At 61.4% G+C, this 21,590-nt stretch carries 19 protein-coding genes, 2 tRNA genes and 3 rRNA genes; 10 read left to right on the forward strand and 14 right to left on the reverse strand.

All coding sequences use genetic code 11. The features are described from left to right. Nucleotides 1-111: 111 nt before the first annotated feature. Nucleotides 112-900, reverse strand: coding sequence for a 3-hydroxybutyrate dehydrogenase (locus LMA02_RS11355; RefSeq protein ID WP_006478299.1), 789 nt, complete (start codon nt 898-900; stop codon nt 112-114). Nucleotides 901-1,064: 164 nt separating this feature from the next. Here LMA02_RS11355 and LMA02_RS11360 point away from each other — a divergent pair, with 164 nt between their 5' ends. Beyond that, on the forward strand, nt 1,065-2,036 hold the full coding sequence (locus LMA02_RS11360; protein WP_006755757.1) for a potassium channel beta subunit family protein: 972 nt from the start codon (nt 1,065-1,067) through the stop codon (nt 2,034-2,036). A 111-nt stretch (nt 2,037-2,147) separates the two neighbouring features. Next, nucleotides 2,148-2,993: a 23S rRNA (adenine(2030)-N(6))-methyltransferase RlmJ gene (locus LMA02_RS11365; RefSeq protein ID WP_105789183.1), complete on the forward strand. Its 846-nt coding sequence runs from the start codon at nt 2,148-2,150 to the stop codon at nt 2,991-2,993. A gap of 15 nt (nt 2,994-3,008) precedes the next feature. Here LMA02_RS11365 and LMA02_RS11370 read toward each other — a convergent pair whose 3' ends face one another. The 8 genes from LMA02_RS11370 to LMA02_RS11405 form a co-directional block, all read right to left on the reverse strand. Then, nucleotides 3,009-3,377: a hypothetical protein gene (locus LMA02_RS11370; RefSeq protein ID WP_006762479.1), complete on the reverse strand. Its 369-nt coding sequence runs from the start codon at nt 3,375-3,377 to the stop codon at nt 3,009-3,011. Between the two features lie 114 nt (nt 3,378-3,491). Next, nucleotides 3,492-3,638 carry a DUF3563 family protein gene (locus LMA02_RS11375; RefSeq protein ID WP_006478295.1) on the reverse strand — a complete coding sequence of 49 codons (147 nt, stop codon included), beginning with the start codon at nt 3,636-3,638 and terminating at the stop codon, nt 3,492-3,494. 217 nt (nt 3,639-3,855) lie between these two features. Next, nucleotides 3,856-4,260, reverse strand: a complete 405-nt coding sequence (cueR, locus tag LMA02_RS11380; RefSeq protein ID WP_228904960.1) for a Cu(I)-responsive transcriptional regulator — start codon at nt 4,258-4,260, stop codon at nt 3,856-3,858. 220 nt (nt 4,261-4,480) lie between these two features. Beyond that, nucleotides 4,481-4,593, reverse strand: a 5S ribosomal RNA gene (gene rrf / locus LMA02_RS11385). A 129-nt stretch (nt 4,594-4,722) separates the two neighbouring features. Then, nucleotides 4,723-7,604, reverse strand: a 23S ribosomal RNA gene (locus LMA02_RS11390). A gap of 284 nt (nt 7,605-7,888) precedes the next feature. Next, nucleotides 7,889-7,964 (reverse strand) — tRNA-Ala (locus LMA02_RS11395). A gap of 86 nt (nt 7,965-8,050) precedes the next feature. After that, a tRNA-Ile gene (locus tag LMA02_RS11400) sits at nt 8,051-8,127 on the reverse strand. Between the two features lie 62 nt (nt 8,128-8,189). Next, nucleotides 8,190-9,722: ribosomal RNA gene (locus LMA02_RS11405) — 16S ribosomal RNA — on the reverse strand. The 16S, 23S and 5S rRNA genes sit together here with 2 tRNA genes alongside, the layout of an rRNA operon. Before the next feature lie 565 nt (nt 9,723-10,287). On the opposite strand from LMA02_RS11405, the gene LMA02_RS11410 reads away from it, so the two are divergent. From LMA02_RS11410 to LMA02_RS11425, 4 genes are all read left to right on the forward strand, one after another. Further along, nucleotides 10,288-11,505, forward strand: coding sequence for a DUF2863 family protein (locus tag LMA02_RS11410; protein ID WP_228904962.1), 1,218 nt, complete (start codon nt 10,288-10,290; stop codon nt 11,503-11,505). Between the two features lie 211 nt (nt 11,506-11,716). Further along, a complete protein-coding gene (locus LMA02_RS11415) occupies nt 11,717-12,553 on the forward strand; it encodes a LuxR C-terminal-related transcriptional regulator (RefSeq protein ID WP_228904963.1) in 837 nt (278 codons plus the stop codon). A 75-nt stretch (nt 12,554-12,628) separates the two neighbouring features. After that, nucleotides 12,629-13,303: an energy-coupling factor ABC transporter permease gene (locus LMA02_RS11420; protein ID WP_228904965.1), complete on the forward strand. Its 675-nt coding sequence runs from the start codon at nt 12,629-12,631 to the stop codon at nt 13,301-13,303. Between the two features lie 136 nt (nt 13,304-13,439). Then, nucleotides 13,440-14,084 carry a BspC domain-containing protein gene (locus LMA02_RS11425; protein ID WP_228907629.1) on the forward strand — a complete coding sequence of 215 codons (645 nt, stop codon included), beginning with the start codon at nt 13,440-13,442 and terminating at the stop codon, nt 14,082-14,084. A gap of 84 nt (nt 14,085-14,168) precedes the next feature. Here LMA02_RS11425 and LMA02_RS11430 read toward each other — a convergent pair whose 3' ends face one another. Both LMA02_RS11430 and yaaA read right to left on the reverse strand, forming a co-directional pair. Next, entirely contained in the window at nt 14,169-15,323 is a 1,155-nt protein-coding gene (locus LMA02_RS11430) for a M14 family metallopeptidase (protein WP_228904967.1), read from the reverse strand. Nucleotides 15,324-15,460: 137 nt separating this feature from the next. After that, complete coding sequence (gene yaaA / locus LMA02_RS11435) at nt 15,461-16,243, reverse strand: peroxide stress protein YaaA (protein WP_228904969.1); 783 nt, start codon at nt 16,241-16,243, stop codon at nt 15,461-15,463. Nucleotides 16,244-16,300: 57 nt separating this feature from the next. Between yaaA and LMA02_RS11440 the strand changes: the two genes are divergently transcribed. Beyond that, entirely contained in the window at nt 16,301-16,798 is a 498-nt protein-coding gene (locus LMA02_RS11440; RefSeq protein WP_166723662.1) for a putative toxin-antitoxin system toxin component, PIN family, read from the forward strand. A gap of 32 nt (nt 16,799-16,830) precedes the next feature. Next, on the forward strand, nt 16,831-18,003 hold the full coding sequence (locus LMA02_RS11445) for a pyridoxal phosphate-dependent aminotransferase (RefSeq protein ID WP_228904971.1): 1,173 nt from the start codon (nt 16,831-16,833) through the stop codon (nt 18,001-18,003). 47 nt (nt 18,004-18,050) lie between these two features. Here LMA02_RS11445 and LMA02_RS11450 read toward each other — a convergent pair whose 3' ends face one another. Beyond that, nucleotides 18,051-18,707, reverse strand: a complete 657-nt coding sequence (locus tag LMA02_RS11450; protein WP_228904975.1) for a glutathione S-transferase — start codon at nt 18,705-18,707, stop codon at nt 18,051-18,053. A gap of 211 nt (nt 18,708-18,918) precedes the next feature. Here LMA02_RS11450 and LMA02_RS11455 point away from each other — a divergent pair, with 211 nt between their 5' ends. After that, nucleotides 18,919-19,710 carry an oxepin-CoA hydrolase, alternative type gene (locus tag LMA02_RS11455; protein WP_228904977.1) on the forward strand — a complete coding sequence of 264 codons (792 nt, stop codon included), beginning with the start codon at nt 18,919-18,921 and terminating at the stop codon, nt 19,708-19,710. A 173-nt stretch (nt 19,711-19,883) separates the two neighbouring features. Next, entirely contained in the window at nt 19,884-20,576 is a 693-nt protein-coding gene (locus LMA02_RS11460; RefSeq protein WP_228904980.1) for a glutathione binding-like protein, read from the forward strand. Nucleotides 20,577-20,627: 51 nt separating this feature from the next. Here LMA02_RS11460 and LMA02_RS11465 read toward each other — a convergent pair whose 3' ends face one another. Next, nucleotides 20,628-21,104 carry a MaoC family dehydratase gene (locus tag LMA02_RS11465; protein WP_228904981.1) on the reverse strand — a complete coding sequence of 159 codons (477 nt, stop codon included), beginning with the start codon at nt 21,102-21,104 and terminating at the stop codon, nt 20,628-20,630. Beyond that, nucleotides 21,101-21,562, reverse strand: coding sequence for a MaoC family dehydratase (locus LMA02_RS11470; protein ID WP_006750473.1), 462 nt, complete (start codon nt 21,560-21,562; stop codon nt 21,101-21,103). The genes LMA02_RS11465 and LMA02_RS11470 overlap by 4 nt, the downstream gene beginning before the upstream one ends. Between the last annotated feature and the right edge of the window lie 28 nt (nt 21,563-21,590).

Raw genomic sequence — 21,590 nt, forward strand, 5'->3', positions numbered from 1 at the left:
CTGCCGAAACAAAAAACGCGCTCCCCGGAGCGCGTTTTTTTATGCCGTCGTGCATTGTCGGCGACTGCTCGGCACGAGCAGTACGCGTCGCGACCACCCGTGCCGGACCCGTTACTGCATGAACCAGCCGTGGCTGACGACGACCGACTGCCCCGTGAGCGCGGCGCTCGGGAACGCCGACAGGAACAGCACTGTCTGCGCGACGTCCTGCACCGTCGTGAACACGCCGTCGACCGTGTTGCCGAGCATCACCTTCTTGATCACTTCCTCTTCGCTGATCCCGAGCTCCTTCGCCTGCTCCGGAATCTGCTTGTCGACGAGCGGCGTGCGCACGAAGCCCGGACACACGACGTGCGAGCGCACGTTGTGCTTCGCGCCTTCCTTCGCCAGCACGCGCGCCAGGCCGAGCAGACCATGCTTGGCCGTCACGTAGGCCGACTTCAGCGGCGACGCTTCGTGCGAGTGCACCGAACCCATGTAGATCACGACGCCGCCGCGATCATCCTTGTACATGTGCTTGAGTGCGGCCTTCGTCGTCAGGAACGCGCCGTCGACGTGGATCGCCTGCATCTTCTTCCAGTCGGAGAACGAATAGTTCTCGATCGGATTGACGATCTGGATGCCGGCGTTCGACACGAGGATGTCGACCGAGCCGAACGCTTCAGCAACCTTGTCGATGCCGCTGTTCACGGCGTCCTCGTTGGTCACGTCCATCGCGACGCCGATCGCCTTGCCGCCTGCCTTGTTGATCTCGTCGGCAACCGCGTTCGCGCCGTCCTGGTTCAGGTCGGCGATCGCGACTGCCGCGCCCGCCTTGGCGAGCTCCAGTGCGATTTCCTTGCCGATGCCGCTTGCGGCGCCCGTGACGACTGCGGTCTTGCCGCTCAGATCTGCTGCCATGTCAGTCTCCTTCCTTTATCGGATCGAAAAAGCGCGCCCCCGCCGCATCCGCTTTCGTCGCGTGGTCGTGCCGGCGGGCCAGCCGCTATTGTGCACGATCGGCCCCGCCGTTCGCGCGCAAAACGTCTAAGCTTAAGGTCGGTTCCGAGTCGCGGGAGATTCTCATGCACTATCGACGGCTAGGCCGCTCCGGCCTGCAGATCAGCGAGCTTTCGCTCGGCTCATGGGTCACTTACGGCAACCAGGTCGATCAGCGGGCCGCCCGCGAATGCCTCGCGGCGGCCCGCGATGCGGGTGTCAATTTCTTCGACAACGCCGAGGTCTACGCGGGCGGCAAATCGGAGGAAATCATGGGCCAGGCGCTCAAGTCGCTCGGCTGGCCGCGCATCAGCTACCTCGTATCTACGAAGTTCTTCTGGGGACTCGCGGAAGCCCCGAATCAGTACCATACGCTGAACCGGAAATATCTGCTGAACGCGATCGACGGCTCGCTGCGACGGTTGCAGCTCGACTATGTCGACCTCGTCTACTGCCATCGCCCGGATCCGAACACGCCGATCGAGGAAACCGTCTGGGCGATGAGCGACATGATCGTGCGCGGCAAGGCGCTGTACTGGGGCACGTCCGAATGGAGCGCCGACGAGATCCGCGCGGCGTACGAGATTGCTGAGCGGCACCATCTGCACAAACCGGTCGTCGAGCAGCCGCAGTACAACCTGTTCCACCGTACCCGCGTCGAGCGGGAATACGCGCGGCTCTACGACGACTACGGCCTCGGCCTGACGACCTGGAGCCCGCTTGCATCGGGGTTGCTCACCGGCAAGTACCGCAATGGCGTACCGCCGGGCAGCCGCGCGCAACTGCAGGGCTACGACTGGCTCCGCGACCGGCTGACGGACCCGACCAGCAACGATGTGGTCGAACGGCTCGGCGGGATCGCGGCCGAACTCGGTTGCAGCACCGCCCAGCTCGCGATCGCGTGGGTACTCGCGAATCCGCGCGTGAGTTCGGTCATTACGGGCGCGTCCCGGATCGAGCAGATCGGCGACAACATGCGCGCGCTCGACGTTGCCGCAAAGCTGACGCCGGAGGTCAAGCAACGCATCGAGGAGGCCGTCGGCGACGCATACGAGTAAGGCGACTCACGTCCACTCGCGTACAATACGCGGCCGCATTGGGGCACGGCCCGACGGCCGCGCGCGATCGTCCGTTTTCATCGATTCATCTTTCGTTTCAGGCAGCCAGCCATGCTCAGTTATCGTCACGGTTTTCACGCAGGCAACCACGCGGACGTGCTCAAGCACGCCGTCGTCGTCCAGCTGCTGCGCTACCTGAACAAGAAAGACAAGTCGTACTGGTACATCGACACGCACGCGGGCGCCGGCGTGTATTCACTGCGCGAGGGTTATGCGGCCAAGACGGGGGAATTCGACACCGGCATCGGCCCGCTGTGGAACGACAAGAACCTGCCTGAGGCGCTCGGCGACTACATCGACGAGGTGCGCGCGCTGAACGACGACGGCGAGCTGCACTACTATCCGGGCTCGCCGTATCTTGCATGGCGCGCGATGCGCGAGCAGGACCGGATGCGCCTGTTCGAAATGCACACGACGGAAATCGACGTGCTGCGTCACAACTTCCGCGACGCCGGGCGACGCGCGATGATTTTCGCCGGTGACGGCTTCGAGGGCATCAAGGCGCTGCTGCCGCCGCCGCCGCGACGCGCGCTCGTGCTGATCGATCCGTCCTATGAGGACAAGAAAGATTACGCGCGCACGGTGGCCTGCGTAACGGAATGCCTGAAGCGTTTCGCCACCGGGTGTTACGCGATCTGGTATCCGCAGGTTGCGCGGGTGGAGTCGCAGCGTTTTCCTGAACAGCTCAAGCGCCTGCAGCCGAACAACTGGCTGCACCTGACGTTGACGGTATCGAATCCGCCGGCCGATGGCCTGGGACTTTACGGCAGCGGAATGTTCATCCTGAATCCGCCGTACACGCTCGCACAGAGCATGAACGAAGCGCTGCCCTATCTCGTCGAACGCCTGGGACAGGACAGCGGCGCCCGGTGCGAGATCGAGCACCGCGGGAACTGAGCGGGCGGCGTGCCGTTACGGTTGCAGTCTCGGGGTGGGTCTTGGCTGATTCGCAGGCGACGCACCCCAGCCCGGAACATTGATATACGGCGCGACGAACAACGGGACCGACGAATTCGGTCCCTGCCCGGCCGGCGTTCGCATGCCCGCGGGTTCGACAATCGGCTCGGACGATAACGGCGCCGTTTGCAACACCAGGCCACCCTTGCCATCCTGGATCCCGCGTTGCGTATCGAGAATCAGCGGCTTGGACGAAGTCGCTGCACCAGCCGCGATGCCGTGAACGAGCACCGCAGCGCCCAAAACGAGACGCGCACGGGAAGCGTGACGCACATCCAGACGCAAGCGCATGGTCGTAATCTTCCGGTTGAAAAGCAGGTCCATACCATAGCGCTGCGCTGACGATTTCGCCAGATCCGGCGCACAAAAAAACAAAGCCCCGTCAATACGGGGCTTGCTTTTCGTTCGGTGCCACACGGCACCTGACGGTGACTCCGATTACAGCGAGTAGCCGTTGGTCTCGAGCGAACGAATGCGGCTCTCGAGTTGGACGATATCCGACGACGTAGCGAGGTAAGCCTCACGGCGCTCGCGCTCTGCGGATTCGAACCAGTTGCTCAGCTTTTCGACGATGTAGGCGATCATGACGTTCTCCAAGGAAGGGGGGAACCCTGGCGAATTCGAGATTCAGGGATTTCCCGTATAGGGTTATCCCGAATTATAGCGATGCCGCACCAAGATGCTAGTGAAATGCTTGCATGGAAGCCATTCCAATTCGGAATGGTTTGTGAAGCATCTTCGTCAACCCACTGATTTATAAGGATATTGAATTGAGGTCCATCTCCGGCCTCGAGGACGCGCACTAATCTGGTTCATCGACCGGGTCGGCCAGACGCGCCAAGATCGGGCATTCCGGGCGTCCGTCACCATGGCAGTGCGCGGCGAGATCGGCGAGCGTATTGCGCATGTCGCTCAATTCCGCGATGCGCTTGTCGAGTTCGGCCACGTGTTCGAGGGCGATCGACTTCACTTCGGCGCTGGCGCGGGAGCGGTCTTGCCAGAGCATCAGCAACTTGCGGATATCCTCGACGAGAAAGCCGAGCCGCCGTGCCTGGCGGATGAAGCGCAGGATATGGACTTCGTCCGAACCGTAGATCCGGTATCCGGCGTCGCTACGCTTGCTCGGCGCAAGGAGGCCGACCTGTTCGTAGTACCGGATCATTTTTGCGCTGACGCCGGATTCGCGTGACGCGTCGCCGATATTCATTCCCTGCCCTCTCTCCATCAAGCTCTGGTCGAACACGAACGTCGATGCACGCAGCTGTCGACGATACTTCGATCGTATCAAATCGCGTGATTTCGTTCCGACGTGGGTAATGACGGCAGGATCGACAGCGATCCACGCCCCCACCTCGCTGCCATCGCTCTTTTCTGCCGCGCAAATGCAAAAACCCCCGCCTTTCGGGCGGGGGTTCTTGGCTTAGGGAGCCTGACGATTACCTACTTTCACACGGGAATCCGCACTATCATCGGCGTAGAGTCGTTTCACGGTCCTGTTCGGGATGGGAAGGGGTGGGACCGACTCGCTATGGTCATCAGGCAAAGAGGGTTGTCGCGCTGCTTCGCAACGCGACCAATCTGGGAAGAAGCAGTAATTTTGAGTTGTGTGTATCACACACGAGAATCCAACTTGTCCGACGCGCTCTCTAGCGCGAAACAGACTTGTTATAGGATCAAGCCTTACGGGCAATTAGTATCAGTTAGCTGAACGCATTACTGCGCTTACACACCTGACCTATCAACGTCCTGGTCTCGAACGACCCTTCAAGGGGATCTAGTCCCCAGGGATATCTCATCTTAAGGCGAGTTTCCCGCTTAGATGCTTTCAGCGGTTATCTCTTCCGAACATAGCTACCCGGCGATGCCACTGGCGTGACAACCGGTACACCAGAGGTTCGTCCACTCCGGTCCTCTCGTACTAGGAGCAGCCCCCTTCAAATATCCAACGCCCACGGCAGATAGGGACCAAACTGTCTCACGACGTTTTAAACCCAGCTCACGTACCTCTTTAAATGGCGAACAGCCATACCCTTGGGACCGGCTACAGCCCCAGGATGAGATGAGCCGACATCGAGGTGCCAAACACCGCCGTCGATATGAACTCTTGGGCGGTATCAGCCTGTTATCCCCAGAGTACCTTTTATCCGTTGAGCGATGGCCCTTCCATACAGAACCACCGGATCACTATGACCTGCTTTCGCACCTGCTCGACTTGTCGGTCTCGCAGTTAAGCACGCTTATGCCATTGCACTATCAGCACGATTTCCGACCGTACCTAGCGTACCTTCGTACTCCTCCGTTACGCTTTGGGAGGAGACCGCCCCAGTCAAACTGCCTACCATGCACTGTCCCCGACCCGGATCACGGGCCAAGGTTAGAACCTCAAACAAACCAGGGTGGTATTTCAAGGACGGCTCCACCGAAACTAGCGTTCCGGTTTCATAGCCTCCCACCTATCCTACACAGATCGGTTCAAAGTCCAATGCAAAGCTACAGTAAAGGTTCATGGGGTCTTTCCGTCTAGCCGCGGGTAGATTGCATCATCACAAACACTTCAACTTCGCTGAGTCTCGGGAGGAGACAGTGTGGCCATCGTTACGCCATTCGTGCAGGTCGGAACTTACCCGACAAGGAATTTCGCTACCTTAGGACCGTTATAGTTACGGCCGCCGTTTACCGGGACTTCAATCAAGAGCTTGCACCCCATCATTTAATCTTCCGGCACCGGGCAGGCGTCACACCCTATACGTCCACTTTCGTGTTTGCAGAGTGCTGTGTTTTTATTAAACAGTCGCAGCCACCAGTTTATTGCAACCCCTTCACCCTCTGCGCGCAGGCGCATCAAGCTACAAGGGCGTACCTTATCCCGAAGTTACGGTACCAATTTGCCGAGTTCCTTCTCCCGAGTTCTCTCAAGCGCCTTAGAATACTCATCTCGCCCACCTGTGTCGGTTTGCGGTACGGTCATCGTTAGACTGAAGCTTAGAGGCTTTTCTTGGAACCACTTCCAATTGCTTCGCTCCCTAAGGAGCTCGCGCCACACCCTTGAATTACGCACCCGGATTTGCCTAAGTGCCTTCTCCAATGCAGCGACCGGGACTTCCAACACCCGGACAACCTTCCGCGATCCGTCCCCCCATCGCATCTAACAATGGTGCAGGAATATTGACCTGCTTCCCATCAGCTACGCATTTCTGCCTCGCCTTAGGGGCCGACTCACCCTACGCCGATGAACGTTGCGTAGGAAACCTTGGGCTTACGGCGAGGGGGCCTTTCACCCCCTTTATCGCTACTCATGTCAGCATTCGCACTTCCGATACCTCCAGCACGCTTTTCAACGCACCTTCGCAGGCTTACGGAACGCTCTCCTACCATGCGTGCAAAGCACGCATCCGCAGCTTCGGTATATAGCTTAGCCCCGTTACATCTTCCGCGCAGGACGACTCGATCAGTGAGCTATTACGCTTTCTTTAAAGGGTGGCTGCTTCTAAGCCAACCTCCTGACTGTTTTAGCCTTCCCACTTCGTTTCCCACTTAGCTATATTTGGGGACCTTAGCTGGCGGTCTGGGTTGTTTCCCTCTTGACACCGGACGTTAGCACCCGATGTCTGTCTCCCGTGATTGCACTCTTCGGTATTCGGAGTTTGCTATGGCGGGGTAATCTGCAATAGACCCCCCAACCATGACAGTGCTCTACCCCCGAAGGTGAGACACGAGGCACTACCTAAATAGTTTTCGGAGAGAACCAGCTATTTCCAAGTTTGTTTAGCCTTTCACCCCTATCCACAGCTCATCCCCTAACTTTTCAACGTTAGTGGGTTCGGACCTCCAGTACGTGTTACCGCACCTTCATCCTGGCCATGGATAGATCACTTGGTTTCGGGTCTACGCCCAGCAACTGAACGCCCTATTCGGACTCGCTTTCGCTACGCCTGCCCTATACGGTTAAGCTTGCTACTGAACGTAAGTCGCTGACCCATTATACAAAAGGTACGCCGTCACCCCTTACGAGGCTCCGACTGTTTGTATGCATGCGGTTTCAGGATCTATTTCACTCCCCTCCCGGGGTTCTTTTCGCCTTTCCCTCACGGTACTGGTTCACTATCGGTCGATCACGAGTATTTAGCCTTGGAGGATGGTCCCCCCATCTTCAGACAGGATTTCACGTGTCCCGCCCTACTTGTCGTACACTTAGTTCTTTCATACTGTTTTCGCCTACAGGGCTATCACCTGCTATGGCCGCACTTTCCAGAGCGTTCGGCTAACAATACAAATAAAGAGTACAAGGCTCATCCCATTTCGCTCGCCACTACTTTGGGAATCTCGGTTGATTTCTTTTCCTGCGGTTACTTAGATGTTTCAGTTCACCGCGTTCGCTTCGCATGGCCTATGTATTCAGCCATGGATACTCCAAAAGGAGTGGGTTTCCCCATTCGGACATCTACGGATCAAAGCTCGTTTGCCAGCTCCCCGTAGCTTTTCGCAGGCTACCGCGTCCTTCATCGCCTGTGATCGCCAAGGCATCCACCACATGCACTTGTTCGCTTGACCCTATAACGAGTCTGTCTCGTTACAGGTTGAGTTCTCGCGTTGTGCCGTATTCCAATTGAGTCAAACATAGAGTTCGAATCATCTTGAGATACATCGATACAATCACAACCCGGATAACTTTCACGTCCATCTCATAGACGCTTCCGCTATCCAAATTACTTACTTCTTCCAGATTGTTAAAGAACGACAGCCGATATGGTGTTACTCATATCACTCTGACTGGCTCAATCGCCAATGCAAAATTCTCGGTTCAGTGTCTGAACCAAGCCCTTAGCGTTGGTGATTGGTGGAGGCAGACGGGATCGAACCGACGACCCCCTGCTTGCAAAGCAGGTGCTCTCCCAGCTGAGCTATGCCCCCATGTGTACAGAGATCTCAGGTTTCAGCCTAGCGGTAGAGGTATTCGTCAGCGCTGAAGCGCTAACGACCACCGACACGTCAGACAATGGTGGGTCTGGTTGGATTCGAACCAACGACCCCCGCCTTATCAAGACGGTGCTCTAACCGACTGAGCTACAGACCCCTGAGTCTGTCTTTAATTTACAGCCGATAAGCGTGAGCGCTCAACTTTGCGAGAAGCTCTGGAAAGGAGGTGATCCAGCCGCACCTTCCGATACGGCTACCTTGTTACGACTTCACCCCAGTCATGAATCCTACCGTGGTGACCGTCCTCCTTGCGGTTAGACTAGCCACTTCTGGTAAAACCCACTCCCATGGTGTGACGGGCGGTGTGTACAAGACCCGGGAACGTATTCACCGCGGCATGCTGATCCGCGATTACTAGCGATTCCAGCTTCATGCACTCGAGTTGCAGAGTGCAATCCGGACTACGATCGGTTTTCTGGGATTAGCTCCCCCTCGCGGGTTGGCAACCCTCTGTTCCGACCATTGTATGACGTGTGAAGCCCTACCCATAAGGGCCATGAGGACTTGACGTCATCCCCACCTTCCTCCGGTTTGTCACCGGCAGTCTCCTTAGAGTGCTCTTGCGTAGCAACTAAGGACAAGGGTTGCGCTCGTTGCGGGACTTAACCCAACATCTCACGACACGAGCTGACGACAGCCATGCAGCACCTGTGCGCCGGTTCTCTTTCGAGCACTCCCACCTCTCAGCAGGATTCCGACCATGTCAAGGGTAGGTAAGGTTTTTCGCGTTGCATCGAATTAATCCACATCATCCACCGCTTGTGCGGGTCCCCGTCAATTCCTTTGAGTTTTAATCTTGCGACCGTACTCCCCAGGCGGTCAACTTCACGCGTTAGCTACGTTACTAAGGAAATGAATCCCCAACAACTAGTTGACATCGTTTAGGGCGTGGACTACCAGGGTATCTAATCCTGTTTGCTCCCCACGCTTTCGTGCATGAGCGTCAGTATTGGCCCAGGGGGCTGCCTTCGCCATCGGTATTCCTCCACATCTCTACGCATTTCACTGCTACACGTGGAATTCTACCCCCCTCTGCCATACTCTAGCTTGCCAGTCACCAATGCAGTTCCCAGGTTGAGCCCGGGGATTTCACATCGGTCTTAACAAACCGCCTGCGCACGCTTTACGCCCAGTAATTCCGATTAACGCTCGCACCCTACGTATTACCGCGGCTGCTGGCACGTAGTTAGCCGGTGCTTATTCTTCCGGTACCGTCATCCCCCGGTTATATTAGAACCAAGGATTTCTTTCCGGACAAAAGTGCTTTACAACCCGAAGGCCTTCTTCACACACGCGGCATTGCTGGATCAGGCTTTCGCCCATTGTCCAAAATTCCCCACTGCTGCCTCCCGTAGGAGTCTGGGCCGTGTCTCAGTCCCAGTGTGGCTGGTCGTCCTCTCAGACCAGCTACTGATCGTCGCCTTGGTAGGCCTTTACCCCACCAACTAGCTAATCAGCCATCGGCCAACCCTATAGCGCGAGGCCCGAAGGTCCCCCGCTTTCATCCGTAGATCGTATGCGGTATTAATCCGGCTTTCGCCGGGCTATCCCCCACTACAGGACATGTTCCGATGTATTACTCACCCGTTCGCCACTCGCCACCAGGTGCAAGCACCCGTGCTGCCGTTCGACTTGCATGTGTAAGGCATGCCGCCAGCGTTCAATCTGAGCCAGGATCAAACTCTTCAGTTTAAACCTGTTACTGTTTTCGGTTCGGTTAAGAACCGGTCGCTCACTCAAAGCTGACAGGAATATGAATTGCTTCATAAACCTGACTTACTTTAGTGTGAGACTCTTGATACTTTCGCTATCTGATCCGAGGATCAGCTCGCTTCCATCAAGCGCCCACACTTATCGGCTGTTAATTTTTAAAGAGCATTTCTGCGAGAAACCTTCTGTTTCCCAGCAGCGCTGCGTTTTCAGCAGCAGAGAAGCGAGATTATGAACCGTCTTTCTTCGCTCGTCAACAACTTTTTGAACTGCTTCGTTGCGACGGCGGGGGTTCAACTTCGTGTGCGCCGGGGCTCTACAACCTACCCTCGACAGCACCGCTTCCCTTCCCTCCCGCGCCGCGTTTCCGTTAGCGCGAAAGAGGCGTGATTGTAGGCAGCGTCCTCGAACTGCGCAAGGGGTTTGATGGATTTTTCTTCAACCCCGTCGATACGGCCTTCCGGCCATGCCGGAGCACAAGGCCGCTTATGGTGCAAAGAACGGACTAGAATGTGAGGTTCTTCGCCTCTTTCTATACGTATTTAATATGCGCCAGCGAATCGCCAAACGCCTCCCCCCCGACGCCGACAAACTGGTCGGCCTGTCGCTTGCGCTCTTCGCCTCGGGCAGCCGCATCGAGGATCGCTTCTGGGAAGCGAAGCTCGATGCGCTGCTCGCCAAGATCGTTCGCAACGGCAACCAGACCACGCTCGACGCGGCACTCGACCATCTGCAGCAGAACCACCCCGATGCCTATGGCGCGCTCGCCGACATGGCCGAGACGCACAGTGAATCGATGGTGATCGAGCACGACGGCCAGCCGTACGATGCGCTGCTGGTTGCCGTGCCCGTTCTCGCGTGGACGCGTTACATGATTCCGTCGGGCCCGCTGAAAGGCGACGTCGCCGACGCACTGCGCACGCAACTGCAGGCGCACGTGCTCGCAACCGGCACGCTCGTCGGACTGGCCCCGTTCCTGTACAGCATCGACCAGTTGCCGCGCCACCACGTCGAGACCTACCGGCTCGCCCAGCAGCTTGCACATGCGGCACTCGGCCAGCACGCCGCCAAGCTGAGCTTCGGCGACCTGCCCGAAACCTCGCCGATCCTGGCCGACCCGCGCTTCCTGCTCGCCGTGGTTGCCGCGCCGGCCGGCGCACCGCTGTTCCGCTGGCAGGAAGAAGAGCACGGCAACCGGATCGAACGCGGCCAGTGTCTCGAGCAGTGGACCGCCCAGGGCGGCCCGAACCTGTCGATTGCCCTCCCCGGCTGCGAGTTCGAATGCCTGCTTCCGGACGCGTACTATTCGGCCTGCCGCGATGCGGACGAGCGGATCCGTCCGCACACGGTCCGAACGGCCATCCGTTATCTTTTCGACACACTTGGTGCGGCACCGCAGGAACTGCGCGCCGTGGTCGCGGGCTTCGGCGAGCGCCGGATCGACGAGTATCGCGTCGGCTTCACGCGACGTGCCAGCAACGACGTGATCTATGGCGTCGTGTGGCCGCTCTACGGCCGCGAGAACGGCGACGTGTCGACCGACAGCGCGACGCTCGAAGGCGAAGCGCCGATCGAAGGGCCGATCGAGGAAATCGTGAGTCTGCTGAAGGAATGCGGCGTAACCGACGTCCGCCGGCACGCAGGCCGCTTCGAGCCCGAGTACTGCGACGACTGCGGCGTGCCGCTCTATGCGGACCCACTCGGCGAGATCGTCCATGCGGAAATGCCGGAAGACGCATCGCCGGCCCAGCCGCACTTTCACTGATCGCGCACCGCGGGCTCACCGAGCCTGCCCGACAAAGCCGCTCCCGGTTCCCGCCGGAGCGGCTTTTTTTCTCGCCCGCATTTCCCTCCACTCAAAATTTCGGACTTTTCCTAAGCCTTTCAGCCAAGCAGACATCGTGTAAGGTATTTGTCATGATCGAACCCAAGACATGCCGACGGCAGATCAATGACTCACCTTATGGAGGTTGAATATGCGGTTCCTGGTGCTGAACTCAGACGCCGAACGGCGTGACGGACTGAAGGCCCTGCTTCGGCAGATCGACCGTCACGCCAGCATCAACGATGCGCCCGACGGTTTCCAGGCGCGCCGGCTGCTGCGCACCCAGCGTTTCGACCTCGTCGCAATCAACTGGCTGGACGTCGGCCGGCTCAGCGAACTGCAGGCGCTCTGCAGCGCCTGCTCGCCGACGCCCGCCGCGGTACTGATCGACGAATCCACGCCGGAAGCCATCCAGCGCTTCTACAACTATGGCATCGCGGGCGTCATCCCGCACTCCATGCGACCGCACCTGATCGTGCGAGCACTCGAAATGGTTCTGCTGGGCGGCCACTACATCCCGCCCATCGCGCTCAGCCTGCTGCCCTCCGCTGCCGCGGCACGCCACGACGCCCATTTCCAGACGCTCGCCGGATCGCTGCCGCGCCGCCCGGCAAGCCGCCTCCTGTCGCCGAGACAGGCGCAGATCATGCGCTTCGTCCATATGGGCAACACCAACAAGATGATCGCCCGCACGCTCGGCATCAGCGAAGGCACCGTAAAGATCCACCTCGCCAGCATCTTCCAGCAGCTTGGCGCGGCAAACCGCGCCGCCGCCGTCGCGATCTACAACGGCTGGCTGTCGCCGCATCTCGAGGTGCTGCTGGCGAACCGCGAGCGTGCGGACAAGCCGGCCATCGGCGAACGCGGCCCGGTTCCTCTGCGCACGCAACGGAACAACCGTCCGTACCCGCTGCCGGACGCGAACACCGACACCGCGGACCTGCCGCTCGCGGCCGAACCATCGGCGCGGTTTCGGCGCGAACGCTAGTCGGACAGTATCGATATTGCGACGGTCAGCAAGTGCGGATTCCCACCTTTGATGCTCAACGAGTAATATGGACGCATGGGTTTTCTTTTCACACCGCTTCCGCTCTGGGTTGGCATCGGCGGCTGGATCGCCGCCGTGGCTCTGCTCGCGCTCGCGCTCTGGAAGCGTCCCTTCGTCCGCCTGCAGGACGCAACGCTCCAGCACGTGTGGCTCGCGCTCGTCACAGCGATCACGGTTCTGTGGGCCTCGAATGCATGGCTCGAGGACGGCATCGTCATGCACCTGCTCGGCGCGACACTGCTCGTCACGCTGTTCGACTGGACGCTTGCGCTGATCGCGATGGGTGCCGTCACGGGCGTCGCCGCGATCGTCTTCGACGCGCCGTGGCAAGGCATCGGCCTCACCTATCTGATCTACGGCGCGCTACCAGTCGCCGTGTCTGCGTTGCTGCAGCGCGCCGTGATCGCGTGGCTCCCGCATAACCTCACGTCGTTCATCACAGGCCAGGGATTCCTGTCTCCGGCCATCGCGATCGTCGCGGTCGCCGCGGCCGCGGCCGGCGTCCAGCTCGCACTCGCGGACGGCGTGCCCGTCGTGATTCCCGCCGGCTATCTGCTCAACACCGCGCTGCTCGCGCTTGGCGAAGCGTGGTTCACCGGCATGGCCACCGCGCTCATCGCCGTCTATCGTCCGGCGTGGGTCACGACGTTCGATGTGCGGCGCTATCGACTCGGCGGCCCGCGCGCGTGAGTGCACCTGTCCCGATGCGATCGGTGCATGCGGCGATCCGATTCCGCAGCGCGGGAGAGTGTGGCATCTACTGCCGCCCAACTTTTTTACGCTAAGATTGAACTCCTGTTCTTCATCGGGCATCTATACCTGCCCGATGCCTCATTCGCTCCTCACCAATAACCAGATGGACAGCTCTCCTGCCTCGCTCCGGATTTTCCGGGCGCTCGGCAAGCTGGCGGCCTGTGTCGCGGGCCTGTCGCTTGCGCTTCCGGCACCGGTATTCGCCGACCTCCTCGACCAGCGCTCCGAACTGATCAACAAATTCGTCAACGAGATGCATGCCGATCCGATCGTCGCCGATTGTGCGGCGCACGGCAGCTTCATCGCCAGCACGTCGTCGGCCTTCGACCGCGTCGACTTCGCGCCGAACGCATTCGAAAACGGCAACGCGACGATCACGCCGTGGAACGATTCGTTCGATCAGGGCAAGCAGCGTGTAAAGGTCGACAACATCGTCGCCGTGGACGGCCTCGGCATCCACAGCGACGGCAGCGAGCCGACACCGCTGAAATTCCGCTGCGGCTATGTCGGTCAGCAAATGCTGGCGTTCAGCTGGAACGATCCCGTGCCGCCGCTGAAGCCGCGCGTCGAGCGCTCGTCGTCGACGAAGAAGTTCAAGGGCAAGACGCACCGCGGCAAGGTCAAGGCATCCGGCCGCACCGGCAAGAAAGCCGCCGCAACGAAGAAATCAAGCGGCCAGAAGAAAACCGTGAAGAAGAAAACCGCGAAGAAGTCCTGATACGACCGAAGCGGCAACGACAGAAGCGAAAAAGCCGGCGCATCGCACGATGCGCCGGCTTTTTTCATGTCGACGGCGGTGCGCTTACGCGAACGTCTCGACGTGCACCAGGATGGCCGCCAGCATCGCGGCACCAAGCGCCGCGCTGCGTTCGCCGTTCCAGCCGACCCGCTCGTCGGGCAGGTTCGCGTTGTCCTTGAACGGCATCTCGAGCGTCAGCGACAGGCAGCCGAACTGGTGGCCGATGTATTTCGACGCGAGCTTGAGCGCGTCTTCCTTGTACTTGCTCGCCGCGTAGCCGTGCTCGGTCTGGAAATCCGGGCTCGCGACCTTGAACGCATCGATGAACGCCGTCTGCTCCTTGCGCTGCTGCTCGGTGAAGCTCGGCAGCATCTCCGAACCCGCGACGAACACGTACGGCAGATCCTCGTCGCCGTGAATGTCGAAGAACATGTCGCAGCCGATCACATGAATCGCATCGCGCACGGCCAGCACTTCGGGGCTGCGCTCGGCATCGGGCTCCATCCACTCGCGGTTCAGGTTCGCGCCCGCCGCGTTGGTGCGCAGGTTGCCGTGCACGCTGCCGTCCGGGTTCATGTTCGGGACGATGTAGAACGTCGCGCGGTCGTAAAGCTTGCGCGCCACCGGATCGCCCGCCCAATCGCCCCATCCGGCCAGCCGCTTGACGAGCCCTTCGATGAACCACTCGGCCATCGTCTCGCCGGGGTGCTGGCGCGCGATGATCCACACCTTCTTCTTCGGTGCGTCATCGACTTCCGGCGTACCCAGCGTCAGCAACGACATCGGACGGCCTTCGACCGTGCGACCAAGCTCGACGACGCGCGCCTGCGGCAACTGCTGGACCGCGCCGAGAAACGCCGCATGGCGCTCTTCGGAATACGGCTCGAAATACGCGTAGTAGATGCTGTCGAACTCGGGCGTATGGTCGATGGTCATCGTCTTGCCGTCGAATGTCGTCGGCACGCGGAACCAGTCGACGCGGTCGTAGCTCGCGACCGCGCTGTAGTTACGCCATCCCGACGGATACGCGCATTCGGCCGCATTCTCGAACGACATCACGCACCGCTCGCCGCGCGCGCCCGTCAGACGGTAGTAGAACCATTGTGCGAATTCCGAGCGGTTGTCGCCGCGCACGCGCAGCCGGATCGCGTCCGGGCTGTCGCACGACACGACGTCGATGGCGCCCGCGTCGAAGTTGCTGGTGATCGAAAGGGTCATCTGTCTCTCCTCTGTCGACCGGAGTTTGTGCTTCAGCACTGACTCCGGGCCCATGCAGAGCTGTCGAGCGGAACAGGCGGTTTGCCGCGTGCCCGGCCTCATGCATGCGCGGGCCGTCTCGTGAACGGCCGCCAGGGTCACTCGCCGATTCGCCGGCGATATACGTAAGTCGAATCGTTCGATGCAGCGGCGTCGAACGCGTAGTCTTCCATCGCGAAATCCTTCAGCGCCGCCGGTTCGGCAATGCGGTTCTCGACGATATAGCGCGCCATCAGGCCACGGGCGCGCTTCGCGTGGAAGCTGATGATCTTGTAGCGGCCGCCCTTCCAGTCCTCGAACACCGGCGTGACGACCGGTGCGGCCAGCAGTTTCGGCTTGACCGACTTGAAGTACTCGGTCGACGCGCAGTTGACCAGCACGCGCGCCGCACCGCTGCGCGTCTCGAGCTGCTCGTTCAGCGCACGCGTGATCCGGTCGCCCCAGAACGCATACAGATCCTTGCCACGCGCGTTCGAGAAACGGGTACCCATCTCGAGCCGGTACGGCTGCAGCAGGTCGAGCGGGCGCAGCAGCCCGTACAGGCCCGACAGCACGCGCACGTGCTGCTGCGCGTAGTCGAGATCGGCGGCCGACAGCGATTTGGCATCGAACCCTTCGTACACGTCACCGTTGAACGCGAGCACCGCCTGCTTCGCATTGGCCGGCGAGAAGGTCGGCGACCAGTCCGCGTAGCGCTGGAAGTTCAGGCGCGCGAGCGGGTCGGAGATGTCCATCAGCGTCGCGATGTCCTGCGGCGACAGCTTGCGCAGGCCGTCGATCAGTTCCGACGCATCGTCGACGAATGCAGGCTTCGTGTAAGACGGGACGTGGGCGGGCGTATCGTAGTCGAGGGATTTGGCGGGGGAGAGAACGATTATCATAGAGGCTCGCTGGCACGCCGTGCCTTGCGGTCAGACGAAAACCACCGATTGTAACGAATGACCCGCTCCTCCGCCCCGCATGTCGCACATCGCGTCGTGCTCGACTCGAACGTCTGGATCGACATACTCGTATTCGACGACCCTGCCACACGCCCGATCCGGGCTGCGCTCGAACGCGGCACGCTGGCCGCCGTGATCGACGGCCGCTGCCTGAACGAACTCGAGCTCGTGCTCGACTACCCGCAGTTCCGCGAGCGCGCGATCGACAAGGCCCAAGCGCTCGCGACCGTCGCACGCCTGACGAGCCTCGTCGAGCCGCCGCCCGTCGACGCCGACGCGCCGCCGCTGCCGAAGTGCAAGGACCGCGACGATCAGAAGTTTCTCGAGCTCGCGCGCGCCGCGCAGGCCGATTGGCTCGTGTCGAAGGACCGTGCGCTGCTCAAGCTCGCGAAGCGCACCGCACGCGACTTCGGCTTCCGGATCGCGCAGCCCGCGCCGTTTACCGAAGCCTGCGCGCTCGATGCCGCGTCGGCCATCCCCACCACGCCGGCCTGACGGGCCGACGCAACACGCTTGCGACCGTATCGATGAACGCTCCTTCCGACATGCCTACGAATCCCGTTTTCCCATCGCGCCTGCCGACCGTCGGCACCACGATCTTCACGGTCATGAGCGCGCTCGCCGCCGAGAAAGGCGCCGTGAATCTCGGCCAGGGCTTCCCCGATTTCGACTGTGACCCGCGCATCGTCGACGCGGTCGCGGCCGCGATGCGCAACGGCCACAACCAGTATCCGCCGATGGCGGGCGTCGCGCCGCTGCGCGACGCGATCGCCGACAAGATCGCGCAGGTCTACGGCCGGCGCTACGACCCGGCCACCGAGATCACGGTGACGGCCGGCGCGACGCAGGCACTGCTGACAGCGATCCTGTGCGCGGTGCATCCGGGCGACGAGGTAATCGTCGTCGAGCCGACCTACGACAGCTACCTGCCGTCGATCGAACTCGCCGGCGGCAAGCCGGTGTTCGTCACGCTGGAGGCGCCCGACTACGCGATCCCGTTCGATCGTCTCGCCGCCGCGATCACGCCGAAGACGCGGATGATCATGATCAACACGCCGCACAACCCGACCGGCACCGTGTGGCGCGAGGCCGACATGCGCAAGCTCGAGGAGATCGTGCGCAGCACCAACGTGCTGATCCTGTCCGATGAAGTGTACGAGCACATGGTCTACGACGGCGCCCGGCACGAGAGCGTCGCACGCTACCCGGAATTGGCCGAGCGCAGTTTCATCGTGTCGAGCTTCGGGAAGACCTACCACGTGACGGGCTGGAAGATCGGCTATGTCGCGGCGCCCGCCGCGCTGACCGCGGAGTTCCGCAAGGTCCATCAGTTCAACGTGTTCACGGTGAACACGCCGACGCAGATCGGGCTCGCCGACTACCTGCGCGATCCGGCACCGTACCTGACGCTGCCCGACTTCTACCAGAAGAAGCGCGACTTCTTCCGCGCCGGCCTCGAACGCACGCGCTTCAAGCTGCTGCCGTGCACGGGCACGTATTTCCAGTGCGTCGACTATTCGGCGATCAGCGACCTGCCCGAAGCGGAATTCTCGAAGTGGCTCACGTCGGAGATCGGCGTGGCGGCGATTCCGGTGTCGGCGTTTTATCACGAGCCGCACGAATCGGGCGTCGTGCGCTTCTGCTTCGCGAAACAGGAAAGCACGCTCGCGTCCGCACTCGAACGGCTCGCGCGCCTGTAAGTCCGGCACGGGCGGCCAGACGCGGCCCGTGCCGTGCCGGGTCGCGCTTACGAACGCGCGGTGCTCGTCGCCTCGACATAGGCCTTGCGATCGGCCGCCACGCGCTGCGCGGCCGGCCGCTCGCCGACCAGCTTCGCGTGCGCCTTCCAGTCGATGCCTGCGTCGAGCAGGAAATCGCGGCCGAACATGGCCTTCGTCGCCATCCCGATCACCGGCAGATGGACCGATGCGGCGATGTCCGCAAGACCGAATGTGTCACCGAGCACGTAGGGCGAGAATTGCGTCATCCGCTTGAATGCATCGATCGCACGCGGCAGGCGCTTCTCGACATGCGCCTTGATCCCGTCGCTAACCTTGCCGCCGAAAAACGCTTCCGTATAGACCTCTCGCGCGGTCCATTCGAGATACAGCTCGAGCGTCTCGATGAGCTCGCGCACCTTCGCGGCCGCGAACGGACCCGCCGGGAAAATGGCCTTGTCGGGATAACGCGCTGCCAGATACTCGATGATCACCTGCGACTCGAACAACGCACCCTCTTCCGTCTTCAGGAACGGAATCTTGCCGAGCGGCGAATCGGCGAGCAATGCCGGATCGCCGATCGGCAAGCGGCAGGTCGCTTCCTCGAACGGGATGTCATGTTCGAGCAGAACGAACTTCACCTTGTTGTAGTAGTTGGACAACGGAATACCGCACAGCTGTAGCATCGGAGTCTCCTTCGTTGCCGGAGCGCGGCCGCAGCGACGCCGGCCGCATCAGGATTCGTCGCGCTGAAAAGCACGTTCGTGCTAGTCTAAAACAGTTTCGTGTCCGTCACGACAACAATGCATCCGCTGCGGCAGCGCCCTCACGGGTATGCGCACGAGCCCGCGCAACGCGCGGCGCCGCAGCCTCGCCATCCGATGGAGACACCCTCGCATGAGTGCTGAACTGCTGGCCTCGCGTCCGCCCGAGAGCGAATCGACGCTCGTCCTCACGCTGTCCAATCCCGGCGCGCGCAATGCGCTGCATCCCGACATGTATGCGGCCGGCGTCGAAGCGCTCGCCACCGCCGAGCGCGATCCCGCGATTCGCGCGGTCGTGCTCACGGGGGCCGATCGTTTCTTTTGCGCGGGCGGCAACCTGAACCGGCTGCTCGACAACCGCTCGAAGGATCCGTCCTACCAGGCCGACAGCATCGATCAGCTCGGCGCGTGGATCACGGCGATCCGCGCATCGACGAAACCCGTGATCGCGGCGGTCGAAGGTGCGGCGGCCGGTGCGGGCTTCTCGCTCGCGCTCGCATGCGACCTGATCGTCGCCGCACACGACGCGAAGTTCGTGATGTCGTATGCGCGCGTCGGCCTCACGCCTGACGGCGGCGGCTCATGGTTCCTCGCGCGCGCGCTGCCGCGCGCGCTGGCCTCCGAAATCCTGTTCGAAGGCAAGCCCGTCGCGGCCGAACGCCTGCATGCGCTCGGCGTCGTCAATCGGCTCGCCGTGCCCGGTGCCGCATTCTCCGATGCGCTCGCGTGGGCCGACTCGCTTGCCGGCATCTCGCCGAACGCACTCACGCGCATCAAGTCGCTGCTCGACGATGCGCCCGCGCAGCCGCTCGAAACCCATCTCGGCACCGAGCGCGATCACTTCGTCGCATCGCTGCATCACGCGGACGCGTTCGAAGGCATTACCGCGTTTCTCGAGAAACGCCAGCCGCGCTACAAGCGCTGATCCGCGCAATCCCGCTGTTCTAACGGCCTCGCCGTCGCCGCATCGACACGCGTGCGCCGGCGCGCGGCCGCGCATTTCCGCCGCCTGCAACGCACGTCGATCCATGCTCTAATGACCGCCTGTCGCGGCGTCCTGCCGGCGCCGTTTTCGCGCATGCAACGAAGGAGTTGACGATGATCGACGTCTACAGCTGGGCGACCCCGAACGGCCACAAGGTACACATCATGCTCGAGGAAACAGGCCTCGCGTATCGTGTGCATCCGGTCGATATCGGTGCGGGCGACCAGTTCAAGCCCGAATTCCTGAAGATCAGCCCGAACAACAAGATTCCCGCGATCGTCGACGCGGACGGCCCTGGCGGCAAACCGATCTCGCTGTTCGAATCGGGCGCGATCCTCGTGTACCTTGCGGAAAAGACCGGCAAGTTCCTGCCGACCGACCCGGCCGCGCGCTACGCGACGCTCGAATGGCTGATGTTCCAGATGGGCGGCGTCGGCCCGATGCTCGGGCAGGCGCATCACTTCCGCCTCTACGCGCCGGAGCAGATCGAATACGCGGTCAATCGCTATACGAACGAAGCGAAGCGCCTGTACAACGTGATGGACAAACGCCTCGGCGAATCCGAATATCTCGCGGGCGACACGTACACGATCGCGGACATTGCGACGTTCCCGTGGACGCGTTCGTGGCAGAACCAGGGCATCGTGCTCGATGAACTGCCGAACGTGAAGCGCTGGCAAGAAGCGATTGCCTCGCGTCCTGCCGTGCAGCGCGGCGTCGAAGTCCTCGCATCGCTGCGCAAGGCACTGCAGGACGACAAGGCGCGCGAGATGCTGTTCGGCGCAACGCAATACGCGAAGCACTGAAGCAGCACGGGTGGGCAACGCGGGCGGCATCCGTCGATGCCGCCGCGCGCATCAGAAGTAGTGCAGCGTAATGAATTCCGCCGCGCAAACAAGCAACGGCGCGTCGGGACGCTCGGCCTGCACCGACACCGACCACGTGACCTGCACGCCGCCCTGCGCGGCCTCCGCGGTTTCCTTCACCGCGAACAGCGCGCGCACACGCGTGCCGACCGGCACCGGCTTCAGGAACCGCACGCGATTCAGTCCGTAGTTCACGCCCATCTTCTGCTCGAAGCGCATCGCATCGGCCATCAGCGCGGGAATCAGCGACAGCGTGAGGAAGCCATGCGCGATCGGACCGCCGAACGGCGACTCGCGCCGCGCGCGCTCGGGATCGACGTGTATCCACTGGCGATCTCCGGTCGCGTCGGCGAAACCGTCGACCCGGCGCTGGTCGATCTCGACCCAGCCGCTTGCAAGCGGTTCCGCGCCGACGCGGGCATGCAGGGCCTGCGTCGACGCGATCAGCGGCAATGTCACGTCCGTCATGCGTCCGCTCCTTGCGGATGGCGCAGCCCGAAGATCACCTTGGTATGCACGGAGATGACCGTGTCGCCGGCGCCGTTGATGCCGATCCACTCCGTCGACACGATGCCGCGGTCGGGCTTGCTCGCCGACACGCGCTTATCGTGGATCTTCTGGTGCATCGTGATCGTGTCGCCCGCACGCACGGGCTTGAGCCACCGGATCGAATCGATGCCGGGCGAACCCATGCTGGTCGAATCCGGCCCAAGCTTCTTGATGAGCAGGCTCATGAACACCGAACACGTATGCCAGCCGCTCGCGACCAGTCCGCCGAACGGCGATGCCTTGCCGGCTTCCTCGTCCAGGTGGAACGGCTGCGGATCGTAGCGTTGCGCGAACGCCTTGATGTCGTCCGGTTCGAACGTGTAGCGGCCGATTTCGGTCGTACTACCGACTTCCAGGTCTTCGTAACTGATACCCACTGTGTGTCTCCTCTGGCGCGCTCGCGCA

It is taken from the genome of Burkholderia sp. B21-005, from assembly GCF_020843965.1.
Lineage (GTDB): Bacteria > Pseudomonadota > Gammaproteobacteria > Burkholderiales > Burkholderiaceae > Burkholderia > Burkholderia ambifaria.

What these genes read in the sequence shown, in the direction of transcription:
- LMA02_RS11460 (WP_228904980.1), top strand. Translation starts at nt 19,884, where the DNA reads ATGATCGACGTCTACAGCTGGGCGACCCCGAACGGCCACAAGGTACAC.
- LMA02_RS11440 (WP_166723662.1), top strand. Translation starts at nt 16,301, where the DNA reads ATGACCCGCTCCTCCGCCCCGCATGTCGCACATCGCGTCGTGCTCGAC.
- LMA02_RS11360 (WP_006755757.1), top strand. Translation starts at nt 1,065, where the DNA reads ATGCACTATCGACGGCTAGGCCGCTCCGGCCTGCAGATCAGCGAGCTT.
- LMA02_RS11355 (WP_006478299.1), bottom strand. Translation starts at nt 900, where the DNA reads ATGGCAGCAGATCTGAGCGGCAAGACCGCAGTCGTCACGGGCGCCGCA.
- LMA02_RS11410 (WP_228904962.1), top strand. Translation starts at nt 10,288, where the DNA reads ATGCGCCAGCGAATCGCCAAACGCCTCCCCCCCGACGCCGACAAACTG.
- LMA02_RS11455 (WP_228904977.1), top strand. Translation starts at nt 18,919, where the DNA reads ATGAGTGCTGAACTGCTGGCCTCGCGTCCGCCCGAGAGCGAATCGACG.
- LMA02_RS11425 (WP_228907629.1), top strand. Translation starts at nt 13,440, where the DNA reads ATGCCTCATTCGCTCCTCACCAATAACCAGATGGACAGCTCTCCTGCC.
- LMA02_RS11375 (WP_006478295.1), bottom strand. Translation starts at nt 3,638, where the DNA reads ATGATCGCCTACATCGTCGAAAAGCTGAGCAACTGGTTCGAATCCGCA.
- LMA02_RS11415 (WP_228904963.1), top strand. Translation starts at nt 11,717, where the DNA reads ATGCGGTTCCTGGTGCTGAACTCAGACGCCGAACGGCGTGACGGACTG.
- LMA02_RS11450 (WP_228904975.1), bottom strand. Translation starts at nt 18,707, where the DNA reads ATGCTACAGCTGTGCGGTATTCCGTTGTCCAACTACTACAACAAGGTG.
- yaaA (WP_228904969.1), bottom strand. Translation starts at nt 16,243, where the DNA reads ATGATAATCGTTCTCTCCCCCGCCAAATCCCTCGACTACGATACGCCC.
- LMA02_RS11465 (WP_228904981.1), bottom strand. Translation starts at nt 21,104, where the DNA reads ATGACGGACGTGACATTGCCGCTGATCGCGTCGACGCAGGCCCTGCAT.
- LMA02_RS11365 (WP_105789183.1), top strand. Translation starts at nt 2,148, where the DNA reads ATGCTCAGTTATCGTCACGGTTTTCACGCAGGCAACCACGCGGACGTG.
- LMA02_RS11420 (WP_228904965.1), top strand. Translation starts at nt 12,629, where the DNA reads ATGGGTTTTCTTTTCACACCGCTTCCGCTCTGGGTTGGCATCGGCGGC.
- LMA02_RS11430 (WP_228904967.1), bottom strand. Translation starts at nt 15,323, where the DNA reads ATGACCCTTTCGATCACCAGCAACTTCGACGCGGGCGCCATCGACGTC.
- LMA02_RS11370 (WP_006762479.1), bottom strand. Translation starts at nt 3,377, where the DNA reads ATGGACCTGCTTTTCAACCGGAAGATTACGACCATGCGCTTGCGTCTG.
- LMA02_RS11445 (WP_228904971.1), top strand. Translation starts at nt 16,831, where the DNA reads ATGAACGCTCCTTCCGACATGCCTACGAATCCCGTTTTCCCATCGCGC.
- cueR (WP_228904960.1), bottom strand. Translation starts at nt 4,260, where the DNA reads ATGAATATCGGCGACGCGTCACGCGAATCCGGCGTCAGCGCAAAAATG.